Consider the following 15,178-nt stretch of genomic DNA (forward strand, 5'->3'; position numbering starts at 1 on the left):
CGCATGACCTTCCTCCAGGGCGCCAAGCGGGTCGCCAACCGTCCTTTGCAGACTCTGGACAACCTCGGTGACCAGATGTCGTTCTACGGCCGCGCGTTGCTGTGGACGCCGAGGACGCTTCGCCGCTACATGAAAGAAGTTCTGCGGCTGCTGGCCGAGGTGAGCTTCGGTTCCGGCTCGCTCGCGGTCATCGGCGGCACGGTCGGCGTGATGGTCGGCCTGACGCTGTTCACCGGTGTCCTCGTCGGTCTTCAGGGTTATTCGGCGCTGAACTCGATCGGCACGTCGGCCTTCACCGGCTTCCTGACCGCGTTCTTCAACACCCGCGAGATCGCGCCGCTGGTCGCCGGTCTCGCGCTTTCGGCGACGGTCGGCGCCGGATTCACCGCCCAGCTGGGCGCGATGCGGATCTCCGAAGAGATCGACGCGCTCGAAGTCATGGGCGTGCCCAGCCTGCCGTACCTGGTAACGACGCGGATCATCGCCGGTTTCGTCGCGGTCATCCCGCTGTACGTCATCGGCCTGCTGAGTTCGTATCTCGCGTCCCGGTTGGTCGTTATCTACATCTACAACCAGTCAGCGGGTACCTACGACCATTACTTCGACCTGTTCCTACCACCACAGGATGTGTTGTATTCGTTCATCAAGGTGCTGTTGTTCAGCGTCTTGATCATCCTGTCCCATTGCTATTTCGGATACCGGGCCTCCGGTGGTCCCGCCGGTGTCGGCGTGGCCGTCGGTAAAGCGGTCCGGCTGAGCATCGTCACGGTGTCCATCATGAACTTCTTCATCGGTTTCGCGATCTGGGGAACCGACGTCACGGTGAGGATCGCAGGATGATCGCGACAGTCCGGCGCAGGCTACTGGGCCTGCTTCTGGTCGCCGTGCTCATCGGCGGAGTGGCGCTGAGCATCGCGCTGTACCAAAGGGCGTTCACGCCCGTCGTCAGCGTGAAGCTCCAGTCGGGCAACATCGGGAACCAGTTGCTGAAGCAGTCCGACGTGAAGGTCCGCGGGCTGATCGTCGGCTCGGTCAAGGAGATCACCGCGACCCCGGACGGCGCCGAACTCACGCTCGCGCTGAATCCGGAGTCGGCGAAACTGATCCCCCAGAACGTTTCGGCGCGATTCCTGCCGAAGACGTTGTTCGGTGAGCGTTTCGTTTCCCTCGAGATCCCGGACGTGCCTTCGGAGAAGACGATCGCCGAGGGCGACGTGATCACCCAGGACCGCACTTCCGGCGCGGTCGAGCTGGAGCAGGCCTTCGCGCATCTGATGCCGGTCTTGCAGGCCGTCCAGCCGCAGAAGCTGTCGAGCACGCTTTCGGCGATCTCGACCGCGCTCAACGGCCGCGGCGACCAGCTCGGCGACACCCTCGCGCAGCTCGGCAGCTACGTCGGGGAACTGAACCCGCACGAGCCCAAGCTCCAGCAGAACCTCAAGGAACTCGCGAAGTTCTCGGACAACCTCGGCGCCGTCGCCCCGGACCTGGTGCAGACCTTGGACAACCTGAGCACCACCACCCGCACCGTGGTGGACCAGAAGATGAACCTGGCGAACCTCTACGGCAGCGTCACCCAGGCTTCGGTCGATCTGCAGACGTTCCTGCAGAACAACGCGGACAACCTGATCCGGCTCGCCGACACCGCCCGCCCGACGGCGGAGCTGCTGGCGAAGTACGCGCCGGAGTACCCGTGCGTGATCGGGCAGATGGCGGCCAACCTGCCGAAGATCGACAAGGCCCTCGGCAAGGGCACCGACCGGCCGGGTCTGCACGCGACCATCGAGGTCACCGTCAACCGCGGGCCGTACCTGCCCGGCAAGGACGAGCCGCGGTTCGAGGACAAACGCGGCCCGCGCTGCTACGACCTGAAGCAGTTCCCGGACCCGTTCCCGCAGTACCCGCCGGACGGCCCGATCAAGGACGGCAGCACGGTCAAGGCGCCTGCCCGCTCGGCGAACGACGGTCTCTCGCCGTCGAACGGCTTCGCGAACTACGGCGGCTACAACGGCAACGGCGGGGGAGCGCCCGGCGGTAGCCCGTCCTACAGCGCGTCCGAATCGGACTTCCTCGCGCAGCTGGTCGCCCCGCAGGTCGGCATGTCCGCCTCGGACGTGCCGGGCTGGGGCTCGCTGCTCGTCGGCCCGCTCTACCGAGGGGCGGAGGTGCACGTCAAATGAGGGGTCTCCTCGCACCGCTGATCAAGCTTTGCGCCTTCATCGTCGTCACCGTGCTGTTCACGACGATCCTCGGGATCAGCATCGCCAACGTGAACACCACCAGCACCAACGCCTACAAGGCGCGGTTCAGCGACGCGACCCTCGTGCTGCCCAACGACGACGTCCGCATCGCCGGTGTCCGGGTCGGGCAGGTCAAGGAGGTCCGCATCGTCGACCGGCGGCAGGCCGAGATCGAGTTCGAAGTGGACGCCGGCCGCAAACTGCCCGCCGGGGTGACCGCGCAGATCAAGTTCCGGAACCTGGTCGGCCAGCGCTACCTCTCGCTCGGGCAGGGCACCGATTCCTCAGGCAAGACGCTGGAGCCCGGCGGGAACATCCCGCTGGAGCGGACCACGCCCGCGCTCGACCTGACGCAGTTGTTCAACGGGTTCAAGCCGCTGTTCACCGCGCTCAACCCGGACGACATCAACAAGCTGTCCTACGAGGTCATCCAGGTCCTGCAGGGCGAGGGCGGCACGGTCGAAAGCCTGCTGAAGCACACCGCGTCGCTGGCCACCACGATCTCCGACAAGGACAAGGTGATCGGCGAGGTCATCGACAACCTGAACTCGGTGCTCGACACGGTCAACGCGCACACACCGCAGCTGAACGACCTGATCGTCAAGCTGCAGCAGCTGGTCTCCGGGCTGGCCGCGGACCGCGAGCCGATCGGCGACGCCATCGACTCGCTCGGCACCCTCGCCCAGACGACCTCCGGTCTGCTCGGCGAGGCCCGCGAGCCGCTCAAGCAGGACATCGCCGCGCTCGGCACGCTGACGAAGAACCTCAACGACAGCCAGCCGATCGTCGAGCACTTCATCCAGTTCCTGCCGCAGAAGGTGACGGCGCTGACCCGCACCGCCGACTACGGCTCCTGGTTCAACTTCTTCGCGTGTGAGATGACGGGAGCCGTCGCCCTGCCTCCGCTGATCAACGAACCGATCAACCTGCCGCTGCTGCCGGTGAACCGGGCGAGGTGCACGGCATGAAGTCGTTCCAGAAACGCAATCCGATCCCGATCGCGCTGGTCGGCATCTCGGTGCTGCTGCTCGGTTTCCTCGCCGCGCTCAACTCGGAGGACCTGCCGGTCATCGGCGGCGGGACGACGTACTCCGCGGACTTCAGCGAGGCTTCGGGCCTGCAGGAGGACAACGACGTGCGGGTCGCCGGCGTGAAGGTCGGCAAGGTCTCCGAGATCAAGCTCGACGGCGACAAGGTCCGGATCTCCTTCAAGGTCAAGGACGCCTGGCTGGGCGACAAGACCAGCGCCGCCATCAAGATCAAGACCGTGCTCGGCCAGAAGTACCTGGCGCTCGACCCGCAGGGGCAGCGCACGCTCGACCCGAGCGCGACGATCCCGCGTGAGCGCACGATGTCGCCGTTCGACGTCCTCGACGCCTTCCGCGGGCTTTCGCAGACCGTCGACGACATCGACACGACTCAGCTGGCGAAGAGCTTCGACGTCATCACGGAGACCTTCGCGGACACCCCGGCCGACGTGAAGGGCGCCCTGAACGGCCTTTCCCGGCTTTCGGACACCATCGCCAAGCGTGATTCGCAGCTGTCGAGCCTGCTCGCGAACACGCGGCAGGTCTCGCAGACGCTCGTCGACCGTGACGCCGAGTTCCAGAAGCTCCTGGCCGACGGCAACAAGCTGCTCGGCGAGGTGGCCAAGCGCAAGGACGCGATCTCCGCGCTGCTGGACGGCTCGCGCAACCTCGCCACCCAGCTCAAGGGCCTGGTCGACGACAACGACGCGCAGCTCGACCCGGTGCTCACCCAGCTCGACCAGCTGACGTCGATGCTCCAGCGCAACCAGGACGCCCTCGGTCAGGGCATCGCGCGGTTCGCGCCGTTCATCCGGGTGTTCACGAACACGATCGGCAACGGCCGCTGGTTCGACAACTACATCTGCGGGCTGGTCCTGCCGTCGTTCGGGCCGATCAACGACAAGGGGTGCTACGAGAAATGAGTACCCGTCTCGGACAGAGTCTCGCGCGTGGTTTCACCATCGCGATCGTGCTCGCGCTGGTCGTCGCAGGCGCGCTGTGGTGGACGCTCAAGGACGCCGGCCGCAACCACGTGACCGCGTATTTCGCCGGCACCGTCGGCCTCTACGAGGGCAACAGTGTCCGCATGCTCGGCGTGGACATGGGCACGGTCACCAAGATCCAGCCCATGGGCAACCAGGTCCGCGTCGAACTCGAGTACGACCGTTCGGTGCCCGTGCCCGCCGACGCGAAGGCGATCATCGTGTCGCCGTCGCTGGTCAGTGACCGCTACGTGCAGCTCGCCCCGGCCTACAAGGGCGGCCCGCGGATCGCCGACGGCGCGGTCATCGGCCTCGACCGCACCGAGGTCCCGCTGGAAGTCGACGAACTCGCCGCCAGCCTCTCCCGGGTCAGCAAGTCGCTCGGGCCCAACGGCGCCAACAAGAACGGTTCGCTGTCGAACCTGCTCGACACCGCCGCGAAGAACTTCGACGGCAACGGGCAGGCGCTGCACGACACGATCACGAAACTCGGCCAGGCCGCGGGCACGTTGTCCGGCAACAAGGACGACCTGTTCAAGACGGTCGAAAACCTCGGCTCGTTCTCACAGACGCTGGTGAACAGCGACAAGCAGGTGCGCGACTTCGAGCGGCAGCTCGCCGACGTCAGCGGATTCCTCGCGGGCGAACGGGAAAACCTTTCGGCCACGGTGAAGCAGCTGTCCGACACGCTCACCGCGGTGCAGGCCTTCATCGAGAAGAACCGCGACCGGCTCAAGTCCAATGTGGACAAGCTGGCCAGTGTGACCAAGGTGCTCGTGGACCAGCGCGGCGCGCTCGCCGAGATCCTCGACGTCGCCCCGGTCGGCCTCGGCAACCTGGTCAACACCTACAACGCCTCGTCGGGCACGCTCGACGCGCGGGCCAACCTCAACGAGCTCACCCAGCCGCCGCTGGTGATGGTGTGCAACCTGCTCAAGCAGACCCCGGACGCGCTCGACGCGCTGGGCGACGCCTGCAAGGGGGTCGCCGGACTGGTCGACGGGCTGGTGCCGCTGCCTTCGATCGCGCAGGTCATCCAGTCCTCGCAGGCGGGCCAGTTGCCGCCGCTGCCGCTGCCGATCGCCGGTCAGCTCTACGGAACGGCGGCGAAATGATGCGTACGAAACTTGCCTTCGCGGCCGTCGGAACGATCGCGGCGCTCACGTTGAGCGGCTGCGGGTTCAACGGGATCTACGACGTCCCGCTGCCCGGCGGCGCCGAACTCGGCGACCACCCGTACACGGTCAAGGTGCAGTTCCGGGACGTCCTCGACCTGACCCCGCAGGCCGGGGTGAAGGTCAACGAGGTCGCCATCGGCCGCGTCGAAGCGATCGGGCTGACCCCGGACGGCTGGAACGCCGAGGTCACCCTCCGGGTCAACGGCGACGTGAAGCTGCCGGCGAACGCGCTCGCCAACGTCAAGCAGTCGAGCCTCCTCGGTGAGAAGTACGTCGAGCTGGCGGCGCCCGCCGACGGACAGGGCAAGCTCGCCGACAACGCGGTGATCCCGCTGGCCCGCACGAACCGCAGCGTCGAGGTCGAAGAGCTGCTCGGCGCGCTCTCGCTGCTGCTCAACGGCGGCGGGGTCGAACAGCTCAACACCATCACCAAGGAACTCAACAACGCCACCCACGGTCGTTCGCCGGAGCTCAAGGCGCTGCTGAACAACACCAACGAGCTGGTCACGAACCTGGACAAGCAGTCCGCGAACATCACGCGGGCGCTCGACGGGCTGAACCGGCTCTCGCTCACCCTGAACGGCCAGAAGGACAAGCTGGTCGGCGCGGTCGACAACCTCGGCCCCGGCCTCGGCGTGCTGGAGCAGCAGCGCGGTCAGCTGGTGACCATGCTGAACGCGCTCAACCACCTGTCCGGCGTCGCCGTCGACACGGTGAACAAGAGCAAGGAAGACCTCGTCGCCGACCTCAAGGCGCTGCAGCCGACGCTGCAGAAGCTCGGCGAGGCGGGCTCGGATCTGCCGAAGGCGCTGGAGATCCTGCTGACCTTCCCGTTCAGCGACGCCGCCTACGACGGCGTCAAGGGCGACTACTTCAACCTGTTCGCGAAGATCGACCTGAACCTGAACGAGATCCTCAAGAACCTCGGCCGCAGCCGTCAGAACCCGCTCCAGGACGTCGTCCCGGTGCCGGGGCTGACCGGCGGCACCGAGGGGCCGGGCGCGAACCCGCCGCTGCCGATCCCGGACAGCGTCGGCGGTGTCGCGGGCGGCCAGGCGAGCGCGCCGCAGGGCGGCGGACAGCCGCAACAGACCGGACCCGCCGGGATCTTCGGCGTGCTGTCGGGAGGTGCCGGCTGATGCTGGTCCGTAGGACGAAGATCCAGCTGGTCGCCTTCGCGATCATCTCCGTGGTCGCCATCGTGTACGCGCTGATCCGGTTCGCCGGGCTCGGCCAGGTCTTCGGCGACGAGGGCTACACGGTGAAACTGCAGCTCAAGCAGTCGGGCGGCATCTTCCAGAACGCCGAGGTCACGTACCGGGGCTTCAACATCGGCCGGGTCGGCGAGCTGCGCCTGACCAAGACCGGGCTGGAAGCCGACCTCAACATCTCGCCGGACGCCCCGCAGGTGCCCGCCGATCTCGACGCCGTCGTCGCGAACCGGTCGGCGGTCGGCGAACAGTTCGTCGACCTGAAGCCCAAGAGCGAGAAGGGACCGTTCCTGAACTCGGGTTCGGTCATCCCGGCCGACAGGGTCAAGACGCCCGTGCCCACCGAGCAGCTCATCGGCGACCTCGACAGCCTCGCGGCTTCGGTGCCGACCGACTCGCTGCGCAAGGTCGTCGACGAGTCGTACAACGCCTTCAACGGCACCGGCCCGGACCTTCAGCGGCTGCTCGACACCGCGCGGAGCTTCACCGCGACCGCGCGGGAGTACCTGCCGCAGACCGTCCAGCTGCTGGAAAAGGGCGGGCAGGTCCTCGAAACGCAGAACGACATGGCGAGCTCGATGAAGTCGTTCAGCGCGGACCTCAACAAGCTCTCCGGCACCCTGAAGAACTCCGACGCCGACATCCGGAAGCTGATCGGGATCACCCCGCAGGTGGCGAACCAGATCAGCTCGGTGCTCGCCGAATCCGGGCCGGGGCTGGGCGCGCTGACGGCGAACCTGCTCACCACGTCGAACCTGCTGGTGACCCGGCTCGACGGGCTCGAACAGGGCCTCGTGACCTACCCGATGCTGGCCGCCGGCGCGAACAGCGTCGCCAACGACGGCACCGCGCACCTGGGTCTCGCGCTCAACCTGTTCAACCCGCCTTCGTGCACCAAGGGCTACATCGGCCTCGACAAGTACCGCGAAGGCACCGACACGACGCCCCGCGCGCCGAAGGACGACGCGTACTGCGCCGAGCCGAAGGGCAGCCCGATCAACGTGCGCGGTTCGCAGAACGTGCCGTACAACGGGGTCCCGCAGATCCCGTCGGAAGGCGACGTCGCGGCGAACGCCGGCCGCTCGGCCGAGGAACTGGCCAGCCTGCGCGCGGCACAGGGCATGCCGAGCGTCCTGCAGAGCCCCGGGGTCAGCCTGCCCACCCTCGGCACGCTGCTGGGCCTGCCCGGCTGACGCCGAGACCGTATATCTAACCTGGAGTGTCATGAGTTCTTCTCGATCGCGGACCCTGGTCCTCGGGGCGGCGGCGTTCGCGCTCGCCGCCTTCGTCGCCGCGGCGATCTTCGGTGTCATGTGGGCCGTGGCCGCGTCGGACGACAACGCCGACCTGGCGCGCTCGCGGGACGATGTGGTCAAGGCGGGCGGCACCGCGATCAAGGCGTACACCGAGGTCGACTTCGAGAAACTGGACGAGTTCTTCGCCAAGCAGAAGGCCGTCTCCGACGACAAGATGAGCCAGCAGCTGGCCCAGCTGGAGCCGACCTACCGCAAGGCGCTCGGCGACGCGAAGACCAAGGTCGTGACCACCATCCAGGACATCGCGGTCGAGGAACTCGACGACCACGAGGGCAAGGCGAGCTTCCTCGCCGCCATCTCCACCCAGGTCACCCAGGGCGACAAGGCGAGCTCGAAGGCGCTGCGCCTGGAGGTCTCGATGACCAGGGTCGGCGATGAGTGGAAGCTGTCCGGGATCGACAACGTGCCCCTCGTCGCGGCCGGTCAGTAAGAGCGTCACCTAGAACGGAGCCACGTAGTGCCCCCCTCCCGTCGCCAGCCCCCTCGCAGCACTCCGCCGGTGCGCCGCCCCCGGGTGGCCGGCCTGCGACGGCCCGGTGCGTCTCCTGCTCCCGCCTCTCCGGAAGGCTCTGCTTCCGAGGTCGAGGTCGACGAAACGCCGACGCCGGTTCGCCGCCCGTCGCCGCGGCCGGCTCCGCGTCCTGCGCCTGCGCCTGCGCCGGAACCCGAGCCTGAGCCCGTTGAGGCGGCTGAGCCTGAGCCTGAGGTGGCCGCTGTCGAGGCCCCTGAAGAGCCCTCCGAAGCTCCCGAAGCCGCCGAAGTCTCCGAAGCTCCCGAAGACGAGGTTGTCGCGAAGCCGAGCCCGCGTGCGAAGGTCCGCGCGGCTGCCGAAGACAAGCCGGACGACCTCGAAGAGGCCGAAGCCGAGGTCGCTTCCGATGAGGATTCGGAGCCCGGGAAGAAGCCGGCATCGAGGCAGCTGATCCTGGCGGGCGCGCTGGTCGTCGTCGGACTGCTGCTGGCCGCGACCGCGGTGCTCTTCAAGATCCAGGCCGACGAGGTGTCCAGCTCGACGAACAACACCGCGCTGCTGGACGTCGCGAAGACCGCGCAGGTCAAGGACCAGGTCGCGAAGGCGACCGAGGCGCTGTTCTCGTACGACTACAACAACATCGCGAAGACCGAGACCGCGGCGGGCGACCTGCTGGTCAACGACGAGGTGCGGGCGAAGTACAACCTGCTGATGGGCGAGGTCAAGCGGCTGGCCCCGCAGCAGAAGATGGTCGTGACCTGCAAGGTCACCCGCAGCGCCGTCATCCGGCTGGAAGGCGACCGGGCCGACGTGATGGTGTTCGTCGACCAGAGCTCGACGCGGGCCGACACGAACAAGACCACCGCCGGGAGCGCGCAGCTGCACTTGAACGCGGAACTGCAGGGCGACAAGTGGAAGATCACGGCGATGAACACCTACGCCGCTCCGCCCAACCCGGCCGCCTCTTCGGCCCCCGCCTCACCCCCCGCTTCCCCGGCCCCCTCCAAGTGACCCCCGGATCGCGTTTAGCCCGCTAAACGCGATCCGGGTCCGCGTCGTGCGCCCTATTCCGTGAAGGCCTCCTTAAGGGACCCAGAGTCCCTCAAGGAGGCCTTCACGGCTTCCCGGTGCCTGCCCCGCTGACCTGCGTTTAGCGGGCTAATCGTCACGCGTCGGCGCGCTGACCAGGGGGCCTACGCGTCGCCGCTGGACCGGAGCTTGTAGCTCGCCTTTCGCGCCTTCTTGGCCATATTCCGGTCCGGGTGTTCCGCGCCGACGACCTTCAGGAGTTCGAGTCTGTCCGGGTGGCGGGAGGACGTCAGCAGGTCCACGATGTCGAAGCCGCCGTCCATGTCGGCGAGTTGATGGACGAACGCGCCGAGCGCGTGCATCGCCGCGAAATGGTCGACCATCCCGAGGACGACCTCCTCGCGCGTGACCGTTTCCGGGTCGGCCGCTCCCTGTTCGGACAGCCACATCGCGGCGACCGCGCCGATCAGACCGCCTTCGGCTCGGACTCCCACAGCGGCATCGAGGCCGAGCTCGCCGGTTTCCCCGAGTGCGATCAGGGCGAACAGCCGTTCTTCGGGCAGCCGGGCCGCGCGGAGGAACTCGGTCGCCTCCGCTGCCGCGTCGGAAGGTGACCTGTGCTGGACCCAGGCCTTCAGCTCCGCGTCGATGATCTCCGGCGCGGTGTCGATAAGGCGTGGGCTCAGCTCGCCGAGGCTCTCTTCCGCGGCGTCACCGATGACCGGTGCATCCATTCCGGCCTCGCGGAGTTCCCTGTTGATCGCCCAGACCGCGATCGGGGTGAGGCTGACGAGGACAGGGGAGGGATCGGGCCTGCCGGAGATCTCGGCGATCCTCGCGAGCCCGGCCGGGTCTGCGGTGCCCTGTTCGATCGCGCCGAACCGGTGCAGCAAATCCAGCGTGACGGCTGTCGCGTACCGAGTCGACTCGTCAGGTGCCTGCCCAAGACCGAGTGCCGAAGCCAAGACCTCGAAGAGGAGTTCGACCGGCACCGGGACCGGACCCGACTGGTAGAGCGTGAGGGAGATCGATGAGACGAGGTGGGGAAACAGGATCCCGAAGGCCGGTGGCACGGCATCGTCTTGGGAGGCGATGCCGAACCCGGCTTCACCGATCGTCGAGTACAGCCGCTCCCAGAGCTGGAGCGGGTCGTCGAGGAGCTTCGCGTTCTTCTTGACGGGCACGTGCTTGCCCTTGAAGACCCGGACCAGCCCGGAAGCCTCCGCCCACCGAGGGATCAGCGTGTAGCCCGGCTCGCTGTTCTCGTCCAGCCCGGCGACGTATTCGCGGAGATCGTCGAGGAGGGGGCTCCGCTCGGCGGCCAGCCGTAGCTCGGCCTCCGGCCGCAAGAAGACCGGGGGCATCGACGGCGGCATCTCGGCACTGGCGTCCTGCTCGCACATTTCGCACACGCGGCCAGTCTGGCAGCGCCCGGCGGATCGCGTTTAGCGGGCTAAACGCGATCCGCCGGGTCCAGGGCCTCCGGTGGGCTCGTGAGTGCTTCGGGTCGTTAGAACGACCCAACGCACTCACGACCTCCCGACCCCACCCAGTCCCCGCAGCCACGCCCCGACGCGTCGCGTTTAGCCCGCTAAACGCGATCCGGGCGGCCCTCCCTGTGCGCCGCACCAGAAGACTCACCGATCACAGCCGCCACACGCCCCGAAACGCCGAGTGCCGCCCCCAAGCACCCCGCCGCCCGACCCAGCGGCCCCCGAAGCGCCTCGGGTCAGGATCGCGTTTAGCCCGCTAAACGCAGGTCGGCGCCCCGGCGCCGTCACCTGCGCGTACCGGACGGTAACCAGGATGATCGTCCTGTGAAGCACCCCGCCCGAAGCTACTTCGACGCTGCGCCAACCGGCGGGACCACCGCGCGGCATCTTGACTCAGAGCCCCTGTGGGGTCACGCTTACTGGCAACGGTGAGAACCGGCGGTGCCCTTGCGGGAGGGACGGTCCGGGGAGGCCGAGGAGAGGCATACCTGAAGACGTTGCGATGCAGGCTGGGCCCCATCGGGAGCGCCCCCTGGACAGACCGCGACGTTCGGGCTAGACTGCTTCTTTGCGCTGCCCTCTTTCAGGCTGCCCGGAGCCGGTAGTTAGGATAGTGGGCACACGGCACCCTTGACAGACCGCATCAGCTGTTGCTGACGCGGCTGCTCACCGCTCATTGTCCCCGGAAGGACGCATCTTGGCAGTCTCTCCCGCGAACCAGGCCACTGCTGCGACCACCTCGGCTGTATCTCGCTCGGAGTCCACGGGAATCCCGGGAGCCCCCAAGCGGGTCTCCTTCGCAAAGATTCGCGAGCCGCTCAGCACCCCGAACCTGCTCGACGTGCAGATCAGGTCCTTTGAATGGTTCACCGGCGACGAGGCGTGGTTCGAACGCCGCGTCGAAGAAGGTGAAGAAAACCCGGTCGGCGGCCTGGAAGAGGTCCTCAACGAGATCTCGCCGATCGAAGACTTCTCCGGATCCATGTCGCTGTCCTTCTCCGACCCGCGCTTCGACGAGGTCAAGGCCTCCGTCGAGGAGTGCAAGGACAAGGACATGACGTACGCGGCCCCGCTGTTCGTGACCGCCGAGTTCGTGAACAACAACACCGGCGAGATCAAGAGCCAGACGGTCTTCATGGGCGACTTCCCGGTGATGACCGACAAGGGCACCTTCGTCATCAACGGCACCGAGCGTGTCGTCGTGTCCCAGCTGGTCCGTTCGCCGGGTGTGTACTTCGACACCAGCGTCGACAAGACCACCGACAAGGACGTCTTCAACGTCCGCGTCATCCCGAGCCGGGGTGCCTGGCTCGAGTTCGACGTCGACAAGCGCGACACCGTCGGCGTCCGCATCGACCGCAAGCGCCGCCAGCCGGTCACCGTGCTGCTGAAGGCGCTGGGCTGGACCACCGAGGCGATCCGTGAGCGCTTCTCGTTCTCCGAGACGCTGCTCGCCACCCTCGAGAAGGACCACACCGCCGGCACCGACGAGGCGCTGCTCGACATTTACCGCAAGCTGCGCCCGGGCGAACCGCCCACGAAGGAGAGCGCGCAGACGCTGCTGGAGAACCTGTTCTTCAAGCCGAAGCGCTACGACCTGGCGAAGGTCGGCCGGTACAAGCTGAACAAGAAGCTCGGCCTGACCACGCCGTACGACACCGGGACACTGACCGAAGAGGACATCGTCTCGACGATCGAGTACCTGGTCCGCCTGCACGCGGGCGAGGACAAGGCGACCGTCGGCGACCAGGTCATCCCGGTCGAGACCGACGACATCGACCACTTCGGCAACCGTCGTCTCCGCACCGTCGGCGAGCTCATCCAGAACCAGATCCGCGTGGGTCTGTCCCGGATGGAGCGCGTCGTCCGCGAGCGGATGACCACCCAGGACGTCGAGGCGATCACGCCGCAGACCCTGATCAACATCCGTCCCGTCGTGGCGGCGATCAAGGAGTTCTTCGGTACTTCGCAGCTGTCGCAGTTCATGGACCAGAACAACCCGCTGTCGGGGCTGACGCACAAGCGTCGTCTGTCCGCCCTCGGCCCGGGTGGTCTGTCGCGTGAGCGCGCCGGCATGGAGGTCCGTGACGTCCACCCGTCGCACTACGGCCGCATGTGCCCGATCGAGACGCCGGAAGGCCCGAACATCGGCCTGATCGGTTCGCTCTGCTCGTACGCGCGGGTCAACCCGTTCGGTTTCATCGAGACCCCGTACCGCAAGGTCGTCGAGGGCCGCGTCACCGACCAGGTCGACTACCTCACCGCGGACGAGGAAGACCGCTACGTGAAGGCGCAGGCGAACGCGCCGATCTCGGAAGACGGCACCTTCGTCGAAGACCGCGTCCTGGTCCGTAAGAAGGGCGGCGAGGTCGAGCTGATCGACCCGCTGGACGTGGACTACATGGACGTCTCGCCGCGGCAGATGGTCTCGGTCGCGACGGCGATGATCCCGTTCCTCGAGCACGACGACGCGAACCGCGCGCTCATGGGCGCGAACATGCAGCGTCAGGCCGTTCCGCTGCTCCGCAACCAGGCGCCGTACGTCGGCACCGGTGTGGAGCTGCGCGCCGCGGTGGACGCCGGTGACGTGCTCGTCGCCGAGCAGGCCGGTGTGGTCGAGGAGCTCTCGGCCGACCTGATCACGATCATGCACGACGACGGCACGCGGAAGAGCTACGGACTGTACAAGTTCCGTCGCTCGAACCACGGCACCTGCTTCAACCACCGCCCGATCGTCAACGAGGGCGACCGGGTCGAGCAGGGGCAGGTCATCGCCGACGGCCCGTCCACCGAGAACGGTGAGATGGCGCTCGGCAAGAACCTGCTCGTCGCGGTCATGCCGTGGGAGGGCCACAACTACGAGGACGCGATCATCCTCTCCGAGCGCCTGGTGCAGGACGACGTGCTCACGTCGATCCACATCGAGGAGCACGAGATCGACGCCCGCGACACCAAGCTGGGCGCCGAGGAGATCACCCGGGACATCCCGAACGTCTCCGAGGAGGTCCTCGCCGACCTCGACGAGCGCGGCATCATCCGCATCGGTGCCGAGGTCCGCGACGGCGACATCCTGGTCGGCAAGGTCACGCCCAAGGGTGAGACCGAGCTGACCCCGGAGGAGCGCCTGCTCCGCGCGATCTTCGGCGAGAAGGCCCGTGAGGTCCGCGACACCTCCCTGAAGGTGCCGCACGGTGAGACCGGCAAGGTCATCGGCATCCGCGTGTTCTCGCGCGAGGACGACGACGAGCTGCCCCCGGGCGTCAACGAACTGGTCCGCGTCTACGTGGCCCAGAAGCGGAAGATCCAGCCGGGCGACAAGCTCGCCGGCCGCCACGGGAACAAGGGTGTCATCGGCAAGATCCTCCCCGCCGAGGACATGCCGTTCATGGAGGACGGCACGCCCGTCGACATCATCCTGAACACCCACGGTGTCCCGCGTCGTATGAACATCGGCCAGGTCCTGGAGCTTCACCTGGGCTGGCTGGCGTCGCAGGGGTGGAAGATCGAGGGCAACCCGGACTGGGCGAAGAACCTCAACGAGGAGCTCTACGACGTCGACCCCGGCACGAACACCGCGACCCCGGTGTTCGACGGCGCCAAGGAAGAGGAGCTCACCGGGCTGCTCGGCGCGACCAAGCCGAACCGCGACGGCGAGCGCATGGTCAAGCAGAACGGCAAGGCCACGCTGCTGGACGGCCGCTCCGGCGAGCCGTTCCCGTACCCGGTCTCGGTCGGCTACATGTACATCCTGAAGCTGCACCACCTGGTCGACGACAAGATCCACGCCCGGTCCACCGGTCCGTACTCGATGATCACGCAGCAGCCGCTGGGTGGTAAGGCGCAGTTCGGTGGCCAGCGATTCGGCGAGATGGAGTGCTGGGCGATGCAGGCGTACGGCGCCGCATACACCCTGCAGGAGCTCCTGACGATCAAGTCGGACGACGTGGTCGGCCGCGTCAAGGTGTACGAGGCCATCGTCAAGGGGGAGAACATCCCCGAGCCGGGTATCCCCGAGTCGTTCAAGGTGCTCCTGAAGGAGCTCCAGTCGCTCTGCCTCAACGTCGAGGTGCTGTCCAGCGACGGCGCCGCGATCGAGATGCGCGACTCCGACGACGAGGACCTCGAGCGTGCCGCGGCCAACCTCGGCATCAACCTGTCCCGCAACGAGTCGCCCTCGGTGGACGACGTCGTGCACTGACCCGCGATGAGGCGGGAGCCTGCCTCCCGT

Annotated in this window: 11 protein-coding genes; 10 read left to right on the forward strand and 1 reads right to left on the reverse strand. The window is 67.2% G+C overall.

What is annotated here, in order from left to right; all coding sequences use genetic code 11:
- Nucleotides 1–3: 3 nt before the first annotated feature.
- The 9 genes from DMH01_RS26270 to DMH01_RS26310 all read left to right on the forward strand — a co-directional run bounded on the left by DMH01_RS26270 (nt 4) and on the right by DMH01_RS26310 (nt 9,439).
- Complete coding sequence (locus tag DMH01_RS26270) at nt 4–840, forward strand: ABC transporter permease (protein ID WP_016331063.1); 837 nt, start codon at nt 4–6, stop codon at nt 838–840.
- Entirely contained in the window at nt 837–2,180 is a 1,344-nt protein-coding gene (locus DMH01_RS26275; RefSeq protein WP_199745634.1) for an MCE family protein, read from the forward strand. Before DMH01_RS26270 ends, DMH01_RS26275 begins: the two co-directional genes overlap by 4 nt.
- Nucleotides 2,177–3,208: an MCE family protein gene (locus DMH01_RS26280; protein ID WP_125679939.1), complete on the forward strand. Its 1,032-nt coding sequence runs from the start codon at nt 2,177–2,179 to the stop codon at nt 3,206–3,208. Before DMH01_RS26275 ends, DMH01_RS26280 begins: the two co-directional genes overlap by 4 nt.
- Nucleotides 3,205–4,191, forward strand: coding sequence for an MCE family protein (locus DMH01_RS26285; RefSeq protein ID WP_034304202.1), 987 nt, complete (start codon nt 3,205–3,207; stop codon nt 4,189–4,191). Before DMH01_RS26280 ends, DMH01_RS26285 begins: the two co-directional genes overlap by 4 nt.
- Nucleotides 4,188–5,366, forward strand: a complete 1,179-nt coding sequence (locus tag DMH01_RS26290) for an MCE family protein (protein ID WP_125679940.1) — start codon at nt 4,188–4,190, stop codon at nt 5,364–5,366. Before DMH01_RS26285 ends, DMH01_RS26290 begins: the two co-directional genes overlap by 4 nt.
- Complete coding sequence (locus tag DMH01_RS26295; RefSeq protein WP_125679941.1) at nt 5,366–6,568, forward strand: MCE family protein; 1,203 nt, start codon at nt 5,366–5,368, stop codon at nt 6,566–6,568. The genes DMH01_RS26290 and DMH01_RS26295 overlap by 1 nt, the downstream gene beginning before the upstream one ends.
- Complete coding sequence (locus tag DMH01_RS26300; RefSeq protein ID WP_125679942.1) at nt 6,568–7,833, forward strand: MCE family protein; 1,266 nt, start codon at nt 6,568–6,570, stop codon at nt 7,831–7,833. The genes DMH01_RS26295 and DMH01_RS26300 overlap by 1 nt, the downstream gene beginning before the upstream one ends.
- A 31-nt stretch (nt 7,834–7,864) precedes the next feature.
- Nucleotides 7,865–8,386 (forward strand): hypothetical protein, encoded by a 522-nt coding sequence (locus DMH01_RS26305; protein ID WP_125679943.1) that lies wholly within the window; start codon nt 7,865–7,867, stop codon nt 8,384–8,386.
- A gap of 84 nt (nt 8,387–8,470) precedes the next feature.
- Nucleotides 8,471–9,439, forward strand: coding sequence for a hypothetical protein (locus DMH01_RS26310; RefSeq protein ID WP_125680386.1), 969 nt, complete (start codon nt 8,471–8,473; stop codon nt 9,437–9,439).
- Between the two features lie 182 nt (nt 9,440–9,621).
- On the opposite strand, the gene DMH01_RS26315 is transcribed toward DMH01_RS26310, so the two are convergent.
- Entirely contained in the window at nt 9,622–10,860 is a 1,239-nt protein-coding gene (locus DMH01_RS26315) for a hypothetical protein (protein WP_125680387.1), read from the reverse strand.
- Between the two features lie 787 nt (nt 10,861–11,647).
- Here DMH01_RS26315 and DMH01_RS26320 point away from each other — a divergent pair.
- Nucleotides 11,648–15,148 (forward strand): DNA-directed RNA polymerase subunit beta, encoded by a 3,501-nt coding sequence (locus DMH01_RS26320; protein WP_125679944.1) that lies wholly within the window; start codon nt 11,648–11,650, stop codon nt 15,146–15,148.
- Nucleotides 15,149–15,178: the final 30 nt, after the last annotated feature.

The organism is Amycolatopsis sp. WAC 04182 (genome assembly GCF_003947465.1).
Lineage (GTDB): Bacteria > Actinomycetota > Actinomycetes > Mycobacteriales > Pseudonocardiaceae > Amycolatopsis.